Origin of the sequence: Pseudoalteromonas sp. XMcav2-N (genome assembly GCF_024124545.1) — a bacterium.
Classification (GTDB): domain Bacteria; phylum Pseudomonadota; class Gammaproteobacteria; order Enterobacterales; family Alteromonadaceae; genus Pseudoalteromonas.
The window spans coordinates 50073-66734 of sequence record NZ_JAMXSF010000002.1 but is presented as its reverse complement, the minus strand read 5'-3'; the positions used below and the strand labels follow the sequence as shown (position 1 = coordinate 66734).

Annotated in this window: 13 protein-coding genes; 8 read left to right on the top strand and 5 right to left on the bottom strand. The window is 45.9% G+C overall.

What is annotated here, in order from left to right:
- Positions 1-98 precede the first annotated feature (98 nt).
- Complete coding sequence (locus NH568_RS03185) at positions 99-1010, bottom strand: hypothetical protein (protein ID WP_253044545.1); 912 nt, start codon at positions 1008-1010, stop codon at positions 99-101.
- Between the two features lie 225 nt (positions 1011-1235).
- On the opposite strand from NH568_RS03185, the gene NH568_RS03180 reads away from it, so the two are divergent.
- The gene (locus tag NH568_RS03180; protein WP_253044544.1) at positions 1236-2018 is read left to right on the top strand and encodes a class I SAM-dependent methyltransferase; all 783 of its coding nucleotides are present in this window, start codon (positions 1236-1238) and stop codon (positions 2016-2018) included.
- Between the two features lie 24 nt (positions 2019-2042).
- Here NH568_RS03180 and NH568_RS03175 read toward each other — a convergent pair whose 3' ends face one another.
- The 4 genes from NH568_RS03175 to NH568_RS03160 form a co-directional block, all read right to left on the bottom strand.
- Positions 2043-2405: a hypothetical protein gene (locus NH568_RS03175; protein WP_253044543.1), complete on the bottom strand. Its 363-nt coding sequence runs from the start codon at positions 2403-2405 to the stop codon at positions 2043-2045.
- Between the two features lie 1057 nt (positions 2406-3462).
- Positions 3463-4389, bottom strand: a complete 927-nt coding sequence (locus NH568_RS03170; protein ID WP_253044542.1) for a hypothetical protein — start codon at positions 4387-4389, stop codon at positions 3463-3465.
- 9 nt (positions 4390-4398) lie between these two features.
- Positions 4399-5760 carry a hypothetical protein gene (locus tag NH568_RS03165; RefSeq protein ID WP_253044541.1) on the bottom strand — a complete coding sequence of 454 codons (1362 nt, stop codon included), beginning with the start codon at positions 5758-5760 and terminating at the stop codon, positions 4399-4401.
- Positions 5761-6746: 986 nt separating this feature from the next.
- Positions 6747-7145 (bottom strand): hypothetical protein, encoded by a 399-nt coding sequence (locus NH568_RS03160; protein WP_253044540.1) that lies wholly within the window; start codon positions 7143-7145, stop codon positions 6747-6749.
- A 636-nt stretch (positions 7146-7781) separates the two neighbouring features.
- Between NH568_RS03160 and NH568_RS03155 the strand changes: the two genes are divergently transcribed.
- From NH568_RS03155 to NH568_RS03125, 7 genes are all read left to right on the top strand, one after another.
- Positions 7782-8105 carry a hypothetical protein gene (locus NH568_RS03155; protein WP_253044539.1) on the top strand — a complete coding sequence of 108 codons (324 nt, stop codon included), beginning with the start codon at positions 7782-7784 and terminating at the stop codon, positions 8103-8105.
- A 479-nt stretch (positions 8106-8584) separates the two neighbouring features.
- Positions 8585-9100 carry a hypothetical protein gene (locus tag NH568_RS03150; RefSeq protein ID WP_253044538.1) on the top strand — a complete coding sequence of 172 codons (516 nt, stop codon included), beginning with the start codon at positions 8585-8587 and terminating at the stop codon, positions 9098-9100.
- 250 nt (positions 9101-9350) lie between these two features.
- Entirely contained in the window at positions 9351-10607 is a 1257-nt protein-coding gene (locus NH568_RS03145) for an HlyD family efflux transporter periplasmic adaptor subunit (protein ID WP_253044537.1), read from the top strand.
- Between the two features lie 112 nt (positions 10608-10719).
- On the top strand, positions 10720-11457 hold the full coding sequence (locus NH568_RS03140; protein ID WP_054016253.1) for an ABC transporter ATP-binding protein: 738 nt from the start codon (positions 10720-10722) through the stop codon (positions 11455-11457).
- Positions 11454-13880, top strand: a complete 2427-nt coding sequence (locus NH568_RS03135; RefSeq protein WP_253044536.1) for an ABC transporter permease — start codon at positions 11454-11456, stop codon at positions 13878-13880. The genes NH568_RS03140 and NH568_RS03135 overlap by 4 nt, the downstream gene beginning before the upstream one ends.
- Positions 13881-13912: 32 nt before the next feature.
- Positions 13913-15298 (top strand): sigma-54 dependent transcriptional regulator, encoded by a 1386-nt coding sequence (locus NH568_RS03130; protein WP_253044535.1) that lies wholly within the window; start codon positions 13913-13915, stop codon positions 15296-15298.
- The gene (locus NH568_RS03125; protein ID WP_253044534.1) at positions 15298-16626 is read left to right on the top strand and encodes an ATP-binding protein; all 1329 of its coding nucleotides are present in this window, start codon (positions 15298-15300) and stop codon (positions 16624-16626) included. Before NH568_RS03130 ends, NH568_RS03125 begins: the two co-directional genes overlap by 1 nt.
- The last annotated feature ends 36 nt before the right edge of the window (positions 16627-16662 follow it).

Genomic DNA, 16662 nt, shown 5'->3' with positions numbered 1-16662 from the left:
GTATCAGGGTGTAAGTAACAGACACCATTGCAAAGATTTTTCAGTTGGTTTTGGCGTTACTAAGCGTATCTTTGCAATGAATGTGCTGGGAGTTACTGTTATTTTTTAAATGCATGTCTTGCCCTGGCAAGTTTATCTTTATCCATTGTTGATGATACGTGCTCCCATAATTGTTCCTTGAGTGTATCAGGCATCTTTTCCAGGTCATCGGGTCGCTTTTGCGAAAAGTCCCAACCTCCAAAAAACCTGGCTGCTCCTTCTGTTTGTGCTGTACTTAGCTGGGTTGAGTTAATGATTGAGATGATGTTAGCCGTTGAGTAGTTAAACAGCATTTTCCTTGCAACATTCTCATAGGATGGATAACCTGACCAAGGTCCAGCGCCGGAGCCAAACCATTTTAGCAAAGCCAGGACCTGTAGGCGTTTATCTGGTATTGCCGCCGTGAATAGAGTCATCAATCGCTGTGTATCCCTTGTGCCATAAGGGGTTAGAGCCTCAGCCCAGACTGCTCTGACTGACGAGGGCATTGCTCCAAGCCAGCGTTGCTCATTTTTCTGGTTTTGTATTTGCTCTTTCCTTCGCGTATCAAACATCTGTCGTGGCCATGGCATGCCGCGATCATCAAACCAGGTCAGCCATTTATCTGTATCCACAACAGAAGCATCACTGCTCCAGTGTGAGAAGCGTATGTTGGTACCGCCAATATGTGATAGAACTCCTAGCTCTTTATCATCTTTGTAGAAATAGATTACGGGGTTACCAACGCATAAACAGAGTCGATCTGCTTCGGGGCGTTCAATTACCAGGCTGTTTTTCAATGCTGATAAGTCTTCTCTTTTTTCGGACTCAAATTTCACCAGTGCGTTTATTGGATCTTTTACTACCAACCTGTCTGCCTGATCAATGATCTGGTGCAGTTGTTTTAGGTTAACAGGTCTCAATGTCTCACTCGCATAGGTTACTGACATACAGCACATCAAAAAAATGGCATATAAGTATCTGTATTTCATGGTAATTACTGGTTGAAAAAGATTCTTAGTCTAGAGTTATCAAAATTTGTAGCCCTGTCAATCAGAAGTGTTTATTTGTTAGTCAATGACTATCTAAGTTAACTCTGTGAATGTGCTGACGCGAGCAACTGTGTATTGCCTATCGTGCCAGGTTTGTCTCTGGTTCCACTTCAAGTTACAGTGTTTTGTTAGTTGACCTGAAAATATAAAAAGTATGGAAGGATCATGGATTACTTAAGCATTAATAAATCAGCCTGGGACAAAAGAACCCAATTACACGTTACGTCTGAATTTTATGATGTTGCCGGGTTTAAGGCCGGACAGTGTTCATTGAACCCGATTGAACTGGCACAGGTGGGTGATGTGCAGGGTAAGTCTCTGCTGCACCTGCAATGTCATTTTGGCCAGGATACCTTATCCTGGGCGCGTCTGGGCGCCGATGTGACCGGGGTAGACCTATCCGCAAGTGCCATAAAGCAGGCAAATGCTCTAAAAGGAGCGCTTGACCTCAAAGCTGAGTTCATTGAAAGCGATGTTCTCCAGTTTGGCCAAGTTAATAAGCGCCGGTTTGATATTGTGTTTACCTCTTACGGCGTATTGTGCTGGTTGCCTGACTTAACTGCATGGGCACAAACTGTAGCGGGCGCGCTCAAACCTGGTGGTGTGTTCCACTTGATTGAGTTCCACCCTTTCAATGACTTGCTGGCAGGCTATGCTTATTTTCCTCATGGTGCGCCGGATATTGAGGAAGAGGGCACTTATACAGAAAACTGCGATGGCAGCAAAAGTACCACGGTGACCTGGACCCATTCCGTCAGTGATGTGATCAATGCATTGATAAAGGCAGGCCTGAGTATTGAGCTCTTTGCTGAACATCCGTATAGCCCGTACGATTGCTTTGAAGGGCTGGAGTTTGTGTCTGAGCTAGGATACCAAAAGTTGCACCAGGGTCAGCAGGTACCAATGCTGTATTCGATTAAGGCGCGTAAAAGTCAGACACTTTTATAATGGATAATATCACTACCCTTTATGCTACTGATGGTAGTGATACCGTTTACGCTCCAAGACCCAGCAAAATATTAAAGCCGCTAAACCACAGGTATAGGTGATATATAGGGGCACTAAAGTATTGGCGTCCTCGGCATACATAAATGCGTTAGACATCACCCACGCAGCTACTGCGCCAATTCCCAGCCATGCGGCTGCATAATACAGCCTATGGCCTGGTGCGCTCATATAACCTGAAAGCACCACACATGCCGCTGCAACGCCGCCTATCACGGGTTTTTTCCACCAACCTGCATATTCGGCCATCATGCCTGCAAAGGTTGCAGAAGCGATAAAAGTAATGATCACGATTACAATGGACAGTAACAGCTTAAGTATTTGTTGCATAGACCACCTTTTCATCCTTTAAATATTATTCAGGATAGTCTAATCGTGTCATAGCGCTATAGTTTGGTGCTATCGCCTTGTCAAAAGCTGAGCGGAGTCTGCGCCGATAAGGTGTGCTTATCAGAGTTTGTGGCCTTATATCTTGATCTCATTTGCATGGAATTCAAGTTCAAATTGCCCTAGAGAATTTTGCTGTTTGAGTACATGTGCAAGGCCCTGATACTTGAATAGTGTTGGAGCGGATCCATAAGGATAAAGCCAAATTTAATTGGAAAGAATATCCACTCAATGACTTTAAAAGTAAGTGGCCCGTTTAGTGCGCCACAGTTACCAACATGCGCTTCATCGAGAGCATGTTAGTCAGGAAAACAATACATACACAGCAACTAACTTACATCATGCGCTTGTGAAAAACCGTTCCAAAACATATGTATCTGACTGAAGGTTTCCTAAAAGGTCAAATATCACAAAACACAGACACCTAGAAAAACACAGACGTTCAGCGTTATTTAGGTTCTCAGTTGATGAATTTGATTGCTATATAGATTTAAATAAGCGAAAAACCGCGAGAGGCGGCTTCATGGGTGAGGTATTGCATCAGAAACCGTAGCTTTTGCAAACCACGTAGCACGACGCAAAACATAGACGCAAAAAACACAGACGCAAAAAATACAGCGATGATCAAAGTGATAGTGCTCAACAGAATTGCTGGGCCAGGTATGCCTGAATATAAAGGTAATAGCTGAAATCGCAGTGTTGCCTAAGCTATCTGGATTTGATCAACAAGGCCTTGACGGTCTGTCAATTGTGAGGAATGTTTTTTCGTGTCTTGAATATGTTACTCTACATTTTGGATGGGAATAAGAATATAACTTCTATCCTATTATATGTTATGGAGATGCAGTTGCACTTTTTTTGTGCTATTTTTTAAGTGAGACTCGTTGTAAATCTAATTAAAGGCCGTTAAATTGAAACGGCCTTTAAAAACATGTTGAATACAAGAATTATATTTTAAGTCTGTGCCTAAAAACACTTACTTTTTATAGCACTGTTACTGTTAAATATGGGGATCAATTTTAATATTGAACAGTACGGTTTCACCGCTTTCTTTAAATACTTCATACTCAAACCATTGGTTGTCTACCATAGTGTGTATGAAGGTAAAGGTATGAAATTTTCCCCTTGCGACGAGGGTGTTCTTGATCAGTTTGTCTGATTGCCACACTTTTATGCGTAATGCCCCGTCACTGCCTGCTTTGTTGTATATGGTGAAGCGCTTTGGTGCATCGATCCCCATACCCACTTTCCGATGCTTGTTGACTGCTGTAACACCGTATCCGTCAGTGATATAGCCATGTAGGTCATCAGGAGTTCTGCTATGAAAGCCTGGATGATCAGGGCGTAAAGGTTCTGTATTTGAAATACGACAGTCCGTACCTTGATCGCTAATTTTAATTAGTTTTTTCACCTTGGCTGTATTTTTCATAAAAGCGGTGAAGCGCTCTTTGGAGTCCATATTCATTGCAGTTACATATCGAATTTGATCCCTGTTATTGGTATTCAGACAGTAGGTTGCCTTTTGCACTTCTAAGTACGAATATAATACTTGGTGCGGTACCATTAACCCTTCTTCCATACCATTTTGAGCTGGGGAACTGGGCGCTGAGACTATTTTTCGGGCATATGCTGCAGCATGATATAAATAGCCTCGTGTAGTTCGATTTAGAGGATACTGCTGGGCGATATATCTTTCGATATCATCACGAACACCATCATTATCAGAGTCTATACTACCCAGGCTACCATCGTCCTGTGGTTCTGGTGGTAGATTGTGTTCAAATGCAATAGGAATAGGAACAAAAATTCCACCAGCTGTAATAGGGACTATACCCCCTACATTGCCTTTTTCGATGTCCGAAATATTGACCGCAAAACATAAATGGGGTAGCAGGCTGAGCAAAAAAAGTAAAAATAAATTTTTCATATCTGATCCTTAATTAACACACGAAAGTGTTGCTCTCCAATTTACTGAATATGCAGCTTCGTCAGTTGCTAAGTGTCTAACTCCAATGGTAAAGTTTCCATCAGTTTCAGGGTTATAGTAAAATTCGTTTGATTCGGAAAATGTATTGTTGAGAACGCCTTTTTTATAAACGTGGGAGTATTTTCCAAACTTCCAATTAAACTGTACATTGTTATAAAGTTTGGATGGACTAGCCCCCCAAACCTCTAGTACCAAATTGAATTTAGTTCCTACCGGTGGCCAAAATGTACGTTTGTGACCACTAAATGTGTCATTTTGTGTGTGGGAAGGCGTATGTTCTTCAAATCCATCAAAAGTGACGGAATACCTCTCACCGTTATGGGTGCATGATGAAGTGGGGGTATTCCCGCCATCGTCTTCATTTTCTTTTAGTGCTTCCATTTTTTCATATGCATTAATCACATCTTGTCGAATTTTCTCTTTGGACTCTAGGTGGGCGAGAGATAAAGGGTCCTGCCTTATATAGGTTTCACCTAATCCATGCCCGCTTTTATCCCCGATAATTGGAATTGTGATATTCGCAGGCTTAGGCTCTAGATGTTCAGGTCTAAGTTTTCGTACACCATTGATGATTTTGTCATAGCTATTGGTGGTGTAAGGTCCTCCTCCACTTGTTACCGAGGATGGCGTAGCGACAGCAACGACCTCAAGGTGTCTGAGAAAGGTGTCTCCATATCTTCTGGCAATTTCGTTATAGGTGGAGTTCGCATAAAAGTTCCCCTGAGAGTGGGCCAAAATAACCACATTGAAACCTGAATTGATATAATTGATTGTTGTTCTAATCATGGTTTCAAGATCTTGATCGGTCGGCTGATTAAATTCATCTATCAAGTCTGCAGTAAATCCAGAAGGCTCTAAAAATACTCCACCTAAAAGGTAGTAGGCAGCGTTGGTCCAGAAGCCTGCTTCGGGGAGGTGACTTTCTTCTTGTCTTTTCTGAGCAAGTACTTCCGCAAGTTGTGTGGTAGTAAATTCATTTTCATTGGAGACATGCTCAAATACATCGAATTGGTAACTCATGGCACTTCTGATTGCGGGCGTGTTTATGTCGAGTGCATCATTATCTGTAAACATGCCATTGAAGTAGAGTAATGCACGCTCGCGCTGACGGGGTCCTTCTTTATTGGTTGCTGCTTTGGTGCGGAAACTAAATGCTGAAGTATCTGTACGATCTATAGATCTGTCAGAACCCAACTGAATGGTACCGGGTTTAAGAAATATATGCTCGGGAGGAGCTTCGCTTGCATTGGCGGACAACGCAGGAACAAGCATAAACATACAACTTCGGATGGTCAATTTCTTTTTATTCATCGCAATGAACATTCCTTTTTATTATGATAAAGCGATTTTGCAAAAATAATTTTATTTTTTATTGGCTTAATTCTATCAAAAAAAGTTTTTTTTAAAATAGTTTAATTGTGGTATTCCATGTTAACAACTTGATGCCTTAAGGAGAGAACGGTGATAATAAAAAAGAAAGCGACCATTTTGTGTGTATCCGCGTCATTACTAAGCGGGTGCAGCTACTTTTTCGGTGAGAATATTAAGCTGTTTACCAGGACAGCCACCTAAAAAGAGTGTACTTTTATCTGGACCAAAGTGCACCCATTGCCAAACAAGATTTAAAGTGGATGCCGGAGGGAATGTTTCATGTGAAAACGTGAATAAGTTCGAAGCTGAGCAAGCTAGGCATCGGGTCTCAGAGTCGTGGCATTTTTGCAGAATATTTAGAGGAAAACCATGCGAACTACCTTACTAATCGTTACGCTTATTTTATTGAGCGCAAAAGCGAATGCGTGCTCATGCTCGGAGCCTGCTTTAAGTAGCCGGGTTCTAAACTCAGACCGAGTGTTCATAGGGAAAGTCATTCATTTACAAGAGCTAAAGTATTCAAATTCGCAAGTAGCCCAGGACAGTTACGGTGTACAAGCCGAAATTTTAGTAACGGAAAATTTAAAATCTGAAACACCGAGCAGAATAAGTGTGACAACAGGGTATGGAAGAGGAGATTGTGGTATACCTTTCAGTATTAGCAATGAGTATATCTTTTTTCTAAAAAAGCAGCAGACTTCAGTTTCCATATGTCAGGGGCATATTTCCAAATTTGATTACGTGCCACATAGGTTCGAATCCAAGTTGAACGACGTGTTAAACTTTCTCGCACATGGCGAGTGAACAGTAAAACACAAACAGCAAAACACAGACACCCAGAGTTATCTGTCTCTTTTTTAGGTTGGCAGACAAGTTTTTGAATGTGTGTCTGCGTTGTTTGCTATGTATTGGCTTGTTAGGTGTTTTTAGCCAACTTCGCCATGTGAAATACCAATAATTTTAAAGTATCCATTTTCTTCGACAATATAGTATGACAGATGAACGTAATGGTCTTTAACATCTAGTTCAACTAAGTAAACGTTCTTATTTTTTACTTTAAAATTATTTCTAGAATTAAAGCTTATTGTGTAAGGCTTATCGTATTCATAGACGTTGGACCAATTCAAGATCCATTTATGCTCATCACTAGTGATACAGCTAAAGTCTGAACACTTTGCGATATAGTTAATAATTTGTTCGGCGATTTTGATGGGTATTGTTGATTCAACTTTTACTCCGGAAACGTTTCTATACTTCGAAGTGGGTTGCATAGTTGAGCAAGCAGCCAAATTGAGGGCAAGAATAAAAACGATTGCTCGAATCATCGATAAACACCTAACGCTTTAGTATTTATGCGTACGCAGTACGCATAATCGTTTGTTGAACTGGGCCGCTACCTGCACACCCTATCCGGCTGGTGTGGTTTATGCTATGGGAATTTACTTTTGATGAGTAGCTTCTGTTTTGAACCGTTTGTGACTTAAACCGTTACAACGTGACTCATTCCCTGCCCGAACAATGTTATTTATGCGTATTATTAGACCCACTTTTTTCCTATTTGGCAAGGTGTTGTGATTTCGACACAGCAAGCCTTACTCCCCTTTGCATGTTGCATTGGCAGGGTCGCTTCACCGCTATATTCATTTGTCAGGCAACCACGTCGGGTCGCAAACAACAAAACACAGACACCTAGTAAACCAGTCAAGCTCGGATATATGTCAGAGCAACACATTTATAGCGGACTGGACCAAGCATCAGGTATGGCAACACGGGTAACATAACGAACGGGATAACGAAAATTCGCTATCCCGCAGGCTACTCGGCTTGACATCGCTGGAGCGTCCATATATGTCTGCGTTGTTGTTTTTATAGATGTGGAGATGAAATGGGTACTATTGAGTTTCCAACTTTGAAGGATTATCCACAGCCTGAGTATGACTTTTATAAAGGAGGAAGATAAAATGAAACTCCTATTTTTTTCTTCGCTTATTTTATTGTTTTTTATGGCTCAATGCGTTGATTTTGACACATTGTCTGAGGGAAAAAAAACTAAATTTGATTTTGATAAATACTTAATCATTGAAGCTGCAGAGCTTTATGAGAAAGAAAATGGGAAGGCAGTTGAAAGTATCAATGATCTTGTTCCTAGGTATTTGAAAAAAATACCTGAGTGCCCTTACCAGGGGGTGTACGAGGTGGTTGTTAATGTAAGCGTTGTTGACGAACACAAAGCACAGACACTCAGCGTTGTCTGTCTCTTTTCTAGGGTCTCAGTTTATGAATGAGAGTGCTATATAGACTTAATTGAGCGAGAAACCGCGAGAGGTGGCTTCATGGGTGAGGAATTTCAGCAGAAACCGTAGTCTTTGCATCGCTTTAGCCAAACGAAAGTGCACCCGTTGCTAAACAAGGTTCGAGGCAGATGTGGGTGGTAATAACCGCAATTGTAATGTCCTGGCAGACTATAGGCATTACTCATCAAGCTCTCGACTCTACACAGATTAACCAGCACTATCTGTCATTTACAGAAATGTAAGTCATTGAAATAAATTGCTTCGATGCTAAGTTGCTGTGTCTTATACTTACGAAAGGCCAATTGTGAGGCAGGCTTTTATGTTTCTTGAACATTCAACTTAGTGTTTTGGGTGAAAGAAGAATGTATCCTTCACCTGGTTTTAATTCAGGAACGCTGTGAGTGTCCAACCGGTTTTCAAAGAGCCATTTCTTGGTGGTGTAAAATGGATTTGGTAAACGAGGTAATCCTATGATAATAAAAAATAAAATGACCATTTTGTGTGTTGCTGCGTCATTACTAAGCGGATGCAGCTACTTTTTTGGTGAGAATATTAAGCTGGAAAATTGTTTTACTCCCTATTCCGTGTCGCAACATCAGTCGACCCTGAATTTATATAAGCATCCTTTTGATGCATCCGAGACTTACTTTGTAGATGCAGGTTATGCATTTCGGATTTCCGTGGATTACACAGTAAATAGCAGGCCTTCATTATTCCCAAACAATCGTGATTTTTTAGAGCAGGACCTGGAATTGACAGGGGACATGATCATAGGGGTGCCCGACTGGGCGCACAAACACTTGGGTGGTAGCCAGATCGGTGTGGACTTGCCTGCCACTTATGAGAGTCAAGTCGGGGTGCTTAGTGTGCTCGCGATGAAAAATGCGGAAATTGACTATCCCAAAGACGTGGCACCGCACTGCAAAAAAGCAATGAAAGAGATATGTGAAGGCAAAAGCTGCAGGTTTGCAAGTTTATATAACTAGTTATGTTTGCACCAGCACAATAGAAACGAAGGCATGCTTCGTTTCGCCTTCTTACTCCTTTTCAATTTAACACCTGTCTCACTTCTGGCACACCTCATAGTTTCACCTGTCTCAAAATCGACACACCTCTTTGTTTGTTCTGAGTGATGAAAATTAAAAGCTATTATAAAACAACATCTTAAATGGTGTTTTATTCTGGCACGTAGCTTGTAATCTCTGTAGCAAACACATTTCGAAGCACAGAGGCAAAATGGACATACAAAGAGATCTTAAACAGCCTGCACGTTGGAAAAAGTTGGGTTATTTACTGCCGGTGTTGGCGCTGGCGTTGGGTTATTACGGAATACGACAGTTTAGTGGCGATGCGTCGTATTTTGTTGACCGGGAAACTGTGGTGACGGCCAGGGTGGAGCAGGGCGACTTTCAGGTCAATATTAGGGCCACTGGTGTACTAAAGCCTGCCGAGATCCGTTGGGTGGCGGCGCAGGTGTCGGGTCGGGTAGAGCAGGTGCTGGTTAAAGCCGGTGCCGAGGTCCAGGTGGGGCAGCTGCTGCTTAAATTGTCTAACCCGCAGTTACAGCGGGAGCTTGACCAGGCCCGCTGGGAATTGGCTGCGGCGAAAGCCGAAAACAATGCAAAAATAGTGGCGCTGGAATCGCAACTGGTGGGGCTCGACAATCAGGTGGTATCAGCCGATCTGGGCTATCAGGCTGAAAAGCTAAAACTGGATGCCGAAACGCTGCTGATAGAGCAAGGGAATGCCACTGTGTCGCAGCTTGATTATCAGAAAAGTCAGCTGGCGGTAAAGCGCGAACAGCAAAAGTGGCAGGCAGCAAAGCAAAAGGCGCACAAAATGCGTGCTGAAATTGAAGCAACTAAGGCGGCACAAACTGCTCGGTTTGGTCTGCTGGAGAACAACCTCAGACGGATGCAGGAGCAGGTTGATGCACTGCTGGTGCACGCCGACAAAGCCGGTGTCGTGCAGCAAATTTCGCTGGAGTTGGGCGAGCAAGTCAGTCTGGGCGGCAGTATCGCACTGATAGCTTCGCAACAGAATTTGTATGCCGAGCTGCAAGTGCCCGAAGTCAGAGTTCAGGACATAGAGACTGGCCAGTCTGTCATGCTGGATACCCGCAACAATGAAATAGCCGGTACGGTAACACGCATCGATCCGGCCGTGGTGGATGGTATGGTCCAGGTTGATGTTGCTTTGCCGCGTGATTTGCCTGCGGATGCGCGCCCTGAGCTGACTGTCGATGCACAGATCCAGGTGAGTCATCTCAGCAATGCTTTATACGTCCGGCGTCCAACTTATGCGCCAAAATCCAGCCAGATACAACTCTACAAGCTCGATCAGGCTGGTCGCTTTGCACATAAAACGGTGGTGGCGCTGGGCAAGGTTTCAGTCAATCAGGTACAGATTGTCTCTGGGCTCAAAGCCGGCGATGAAATCATTATTTCCGACAGCAGTGACTGGCAGGATCATGCCGAAATCAAACTGAATTAAACACGCGGTATCACATACTCAAAGTCGTTATCAATAACGACAGGTATTACGCCTTAACCTTGCCAACAGCAGGTGTTTATTGCACCCTGTTGGCTCTGAAACGGAGTCATTCATGAGCGCACTCATAACATTAGAAAATATAACAAAAAGCTTTTACACCGACGAAATTGAGACCCAGGCACTGCATGGCATTAATCTGAGTATCAACAAGGGCGAGTATATCTCACTGACGGGCCAGTCCGGGTGCGGCAAGTCAACCCTGCTCTCCTTACTGGGTTTACTCGATTCGCCCACAAAGGGGCGCTATATGCTGGGCGACCAAGATGTGTCTGCGCTCTCTCGCGATCAGCGCGCAGCCATTCGCAGTAAGCAAATTGGCTTTGTCTTTCAGTCGTTTAATCTGATTTCAGATCTGACGGTAGAAGAGAACGTGATGCTGCCACTGAGCTATCAATCTGGTATCAGTCGCAAAGTGATGCAGGCAAAAGCACAGGAAGTGTTGCAGAAAGTCGAGATGGGTCATCGTACTGCACATTTCCCGTCACAGCTTTCGGGCGGTCAGCAGCAGCGTGTTGCCGTTGCCAGAGCCCTGGTGAATGATCCAGCCATAATTCTGGCCGATGAGCCGACGGGGAACCTGGATTCAAAGAATGCAACGGCGGTACTAACGCTGTTTGACAAGTTACACAGTGAAGGCGCCACCATTTGTATGGTTACGCACGACCCTGCTTCGGCGCAGCGTGCCGGTCGTAGCCTCGAAATGTTCGATGGTCGTCTGGTCGGCGACATCCGCAATACACAAGCGCCACGCCCGACAACTCAGGTCACCGCCGATCTGGAGGCATTATGATGGCCATGATGCTGGATCTAAAATACGCGTTGCGACAGCTTTATAAGTCGCCGAAATTTACCGTTATGACGCTCGGGGTATTATTGGGCGGTTTGTCGATAGCACTGTTCACGTTCTCATTTTTGTATACCACTATCTACAAGCCGTTGCCTTTGCCAGAAGGCGAAACTGCGCAGCGCCTTGCTGTGTATAACGACGGTGAGTTCGACATGCTCACTGCCAACGAATTTATGGCCGTCAAACAGGGCGTGTCGGTCTTCTCGGAACTTGGGGTTTACCGCGATCAGGATGTGCGAATGAGTAAAGGGGAGGCCGGGCGAAACTTTTTCGGCGCTGCTGTTCAGGCTGGTATGTTTGAATTCAGCCGAACTAAACCATTGGCCGGACGGACCTTTACTGCCCTGGATAGCCTGCCCGGCGCCCCGGCTGTGGCTGTGATCAGCGAAGAAATGTGGGCAGATGAGTTTAATCGCGATCCTCAGTTGCTTGGCCGGGCTATTGAGCTAAACGGCGTACAAACGGAAGTTGTCGGAATTATGCCACAAGGCTACCGTTTTCCGCATATTGCCCGTATCTGGTTACCTTTGCAGGATAACATCTTTGATGTGCAGGCTCCGATCAGTGAGCAGTTCAACGTCTATATCCGACTAAAAGAGGACGTAGAGGTTGCACACGCCGAGCGTGAAATCACTCAGGTGCTGCGCTCTTTACAGCTGCAAAATCAGCAAAGCTATGGCATGGAAGCTGTACAAAAGCAGGCGCGTATTCTGACTTTTCAAATGGCTCAGACCGGAGGCGAAGGCGCAACGGTGTTTTTATTTCTGAGCGCGATCTCCTGGGTGGTATTGCTATTGGCCTGTATTAATGTCGGCAATCTGCTGTTGGCCAGAATACTGGAAAAACAAAAAGAAACCGCCATCCGAAATGCACTGGGAGCCAGTTCCGGGCGCTTGATCAGCCAGCTGATGTGGGAAGGTATTTTGATCACTGTGCTGGGCACTTTCTTAAGCGTTTGTCTGGTCGGTGCCTTACTGGATTATGTCAATGTGGGGCTGCGCTCCTGGTTACCTGGCGCCGGACTATTCTGGTGGCGTTATGGCCTGGATGGTGCAACCCTGATGATGGCACTGGTTTATATGCTGGGTACTTTGTTTATGGCTGTTTTTTTACCGGCCTGGCGCAGCACCCGACAAGATATCAATGCCACACTCAGAGACGGAACACGGGGGGCGCAAAGCCGAAAAGCAGGCCGTTTATCGCGAATTTTAGTAACCACACAAGTGTTTTTGGTGGCACTGCTGATGCTAATAGGCTCTGTATCGGCGCTGATCGCCAACAAGTTTGTTAATATTGATTTGGGCGATGACTATCAGAATGTGATGAGCACTCGCTATAGCACGCCTGAACGGACCTATCCAAGCGCGCAGCAACGTCTGAATCTGACCTATGCATTAATGGACGAAGTGCAAAATCACAGTGCCGTCACTCATGTATCGGTTGCGCAGTGGCTGGGGCCAAGAAAGGTACATTTTTCGGATCAGGAATTTGACCAAGCGCAAACAGGCACTGAGATAGATACCATCTCGATGATTGGTGATTTCCAGACTACTGGGGTCCGCTTGCTTGAAGGGCGATTGTTTAACCGGGCCGACACGGCGGACAAACGTAAGGTCGTGATCATCAGTGACTCAATGGCCCAAAGATACTGGCCAGGAGAATCGGCACTGGAGCAACATTTTGTGATGGAGATCGAAGGGAACCGTGAACAGGTGTACGTTGTCGGTGTGGTGTCGAACCTGATGAATCCGAAATCTCTGTTCGGCAGGCTGGATTCAGCCGATGAAATATATCTCAGTGGTAGCCAGTTTGTGCAAACGCTTCAAAAGCTTTCCTATCGTATCTTGCCTGGCACCACGAATGCGGAGGAGATTTTCTACCGTGCCATGTATAACACGGCGCCTAACCTGGACGTGACACAAACCGTGATGCCAGCGATTAAAAATCGTGACAAGATGCGTGAGTCAATGAGGTTTATTTCTCACCTGACCTTCGCAACGGGCGCTTTTGCACTGGCACTGGCGGTGATTGGCATCTATGGTCTGACAGCCAATGCGGTGGCACAACGAACGCATGAAATCGGCATTCGCCGGGCTGTGGGGGCTCGTGATTGCACTATCATTGCGCTGTTTATGCGCCAGGGAGCGACGCAATTGTTGATTGGCCTGGGGCTGGCGTTGCTCCTGTTTAGCGTGATTGCAATGGGGTTTCAGAGTTTCACTGAAGGCCTGTTTCCGGTCAGCGCCTATTTTGTGATGGCTTGTTTAGTGAGCATTGCATTGACTTTGGTGGTGCTGTTGGCAGTTTATATGCCCATCAGCAGGGCGATAAAACTTGAACCGAGTTCAGCGCTGCGTTATGAATAGCGGCTTTAAAATGAAGGAAGTATAAATACGGCATGAGCATAAAACGGCATATTTTGGTGGCCGATGATGATATGAACGTCATTGCGGGCTTATCTTTTTTGTTGCAGGACGAAGGGTACGAGGTGAGCTGTGTCACCACTGCTCAGGCCGCATTAGAGAAAGTCAAAGTGCAGTCGTTTGACTGCGCTTTGCTGGACATGAATTTTGGTAAGGATACGACTTCAGGCCAGGAGGGACTGGCTTTAATCTCTGAGCTCAGAGAGCTGGATAGTCGGCTGCCGATTGTCATGATGACCGGTTGGGCGACCATAGAACTGGCGGTGGATGCGATGCGCAGTGGTGCTCAGGATTTTGTGCAAAAGCCCTGGGACAATGAACGTTTGCTACATACACTGGAAACACATATCACACTGGCGCAGTCGCAAGGGCTGAATGAGCGTCTTAAACAACAAAACCGCCTGTTGCAACAGGCGGCTCATCCGCAAGCTCGCGATGAAATCGTGGCGCACTCTCAGGCGATGCAACAGCTTCTGACACAGCTTGAGCAGCTGGCGCAAAGCGATATGAACATCTTGCTCACAGGCGATAATGGTACCGGAAAAAGCATGCTGGCGGCCTATGTGCATCGATGCTCTGCGCGGGCTGAACAGGCTTTTGTCACGGCAAATATGGGCGCGATTGTTGAAAGCCTGTTTGAAAGCGAGATGTTTGGCCATGTCAAAGGGGCGTTCACCGATGCTAAGGCTGCGCGGGCAGGGCGTTTCGAAATGGCCCGTCATGGCACCTTGTTTCTCGATGAGATAGCCAATATACCGCTGTCACAGCAGGCCAAACTACTGAGTGTGCTGGAGGAGCGTAAGTTTGAGGCCGTTGGCAGCAGCCAGTCTCAGGTTGCTGATGTGCGCCTGATCTCAGCCACCAATGGCGATTTACCTGCGCATATTCAGGCGGGGACGTTTCGTCAGGATCTGTACTACCGGCTCAATACCGTTGAACTCAGAGTGCCATCTCTCAGAGAAAGAGCGGAAGATATCGCACCGCTGAGCGACTACTTTTTGGCGCAGTTTGCGGCTAAATACAATAAACCTGAGCCAACACTGAGTGAGGAAGCGGCAGTCGCACTGCACAATTATGACTGGCCCGGCAATATTCGGGAGCTGCGTCATGTGCTGGAAAGAGCCTTGTTTGTCTGCAATTCTGCCTTGATTATGCCCGAAGATCTGGCAATTGTTGCGACAGCTGAAGAGCAGGTGCAAAATATTGATAACCCAGACCTGACGCTGGATGAAATCGAACAAGCCGTGCTGCGCCAGCGACTGCGCCATCATAAAGGTAATGCCAGTGAAACGGCCCGTTCACTTGGGCTGAGTCGCAGTGGATATTACCGTCGACTGGCAAAGTTTGGGGTGGCAGAGTAATGGTGCCTGAAGAACCCAGGTTTGGACTGACCCGCCTGCAACGCCTGATCATTGCGGTGTGTCTGCCGTGTTATCTGCTGATGATTACGGGTTTGCATATGGCGGGCTGGAATAGTTACTTAGTGGTGTTTATTGCCACTGTATTTGGCTTGCTGTTTTGCTATCTGGTCGTGGCGAGTAAAGTCTTACTGGCGCATCAACTCAGAACCCTGACAAATCTGATAGAGGCGATGACCGTTGGCGACTATTCGTTACGAGGTCGGGTTAGTGGTGACAGGGCAATGTCTGAGTTGCTGAGCCAGGTGAATCTGCTGGCAGAGAGTCTGAGTCATCATAAAGCCATGGCGGTGGAGTCCCGCCTGCTCTTGGATAAATTTATCGATCAAATGGATGCCATGGTGTTGGTGCTGGATGAGCACGAGCGCGTGATTATGGCCAATCAGCCTGCTCAGGCGGTACTCTTAACGCATAAGCCCAGTGCAGAGCATCCGCTGAAACTCACCAGCAGTACACTGGGCCAGCAGCTGATGGCCTGTGAGGACAAAATAGTGACACTGGATGATGGCCGGCTCAGTGGAGAGTATCTGGTGCTGCGAGAGCGATTTATCAGCGATGGCAAAACCCATCAGTTCTTAATCATCAGTAATGCCGAGCGCTTGCTAATGGAAAAAGAACGCACTGCCTGGCAGGGGTTACTGCGGGTGTTGAGTCACGAGGTAAACAATTCGCTGACCCCGATCAGTACTATCGCCCAGCAGCTCAACAAACGCCTGGCTCAGCAAGATAATTTGCCGTCTGCACAAAGCCTGCGTCAGGGGGTGGGGATCATCAGCGAGCGGGCAGACTCACTCAGCACTTTCCTCGAAGGCTACACTCGCCTGACGCACTTACCCCAGTCCAATAAGACCCCACTTAAGTTGGGTTTTGTCACCCAGACACTGGAAGCGCTTTATCCTGAGATCCATTGGCGGTTTGCGGTCGATGAGTCTGCTACTGTGATGGTCGATAAACAACAGTTCGAACAGATCTTACTTAACCTGACCAAGAATGCGCTGGAAGCGGTACCGTCGGATCAGCATCCCGAAATCACCTTTTCCTCCTCCACTCAAATGAGTCAGCTGGTCCTGACGATGGTCGACAACGGGACTGGGATCTCAAATCCGGAAAATGTGTTTGTGCCGTTTTACACAACGAAAGCACAAGGCAGTGGTATAGGGCTGGCTCTGTGTCGGCAGATCATGTTTTCTCACGGAGGCAGTATTAAACTGGATAATAACCCGGATGGTCCGGGCGCCCGGGTCAGGTTGTTTTTTCCTTATTACAGCTAGCCTATATCTAACCGTTGTTTTTGCTAAACGCAGTAC

Bases quoted from the DNA above. Each gene is read 5' to 3' on its own strand.
- NH568_RS03185 (WP_253044545.1), bottom strand. From the start codon at position 1,010: ATGAAATACAGATACTTATATGCCATTTTTTTGATGTGCTGTATGTCA.
- NH568_RS03180 (WP_253044544.1), top strand. From the start codon at position 1,236: ATGGATTACTTAAGCATTAATAAATCAGCCTGGGACAAAAGAACCCAA.
- NH568_RS03175 (WP_253044543.1), bottom strand. From the start codon at position 2,405: ATGCAACAAATACTTAAGCTGTTACTGTCCATTGTAATCGTGATCATT.
- NH568_RS03170 (WP_253044542.1), bottom strand. From the start codon at position 4,389: ATGAAAAATTTATTTTTACTTTTTTTGCTCAGCCTGCTACCCCATTTA.
- NH568_RS03165 (WP_253044541.1), bottom strand. From the start codon at position 5,760: ATGAATAAAAAGAAATTGACCATCCGAAGTTGTATGTTTATGCTTGTT.
- NH568_RS03160 (WP_253044540.1), bottom strand. From the start codon at position 7,145: ATGATTCGAGCAATCGTTTTTATTCTTGCCCTCAATTTGGCTGCTTGC.
- NH568_RS03155 (WP_253044539.1), top strand. From the start codon at position 7,782: ATGAAACTCCTATTTTTTTCTTCGCTTATTTTATTGTTTTTTATGGCT.
- NH568_RS03150 (WP_253044538.1), top strand. From the start codon at position 8,585: ATGATAATAAAAAATAAAATGACCATTTTGTGTGTTGCTGCGTCATTA.
- NH568_RS03145 (WP_253044537.1), top strand. From the start codon at position 9,351: ATGGACATACAAAGAGATCTTAAACAGCCTGCACGTTGGAAAAAGTTG.
- NH568_RS03140 (WP_054016253.1), top strand. From the start codon at position 10,720: ATGAGCGCACTCATAACATTAGAAAATATAACAAAAAGCTTTTACACC.
- NH568_RS03135 (WP_253044536.1), top strand. From the start codon at position 11,454: ATGATGGCCATGATGCTGGATCTAAAATACGCGTTGCGACAGCTTTAT.
- NH568_RS03130 (WP_253044535.1), top strand. From the start codon at position 13,913: ATGAGCATAAAACGGCATATTTTGGTGGCCGATGATGATATGAACGTC.
- NH568_RS03125 (WP_253044534.1), top strand. From the start codon at position 15,298: ATGGTGCCTGAAGAACCCAGGTTTGGACTGACCCGCCTGCAACGCCTG.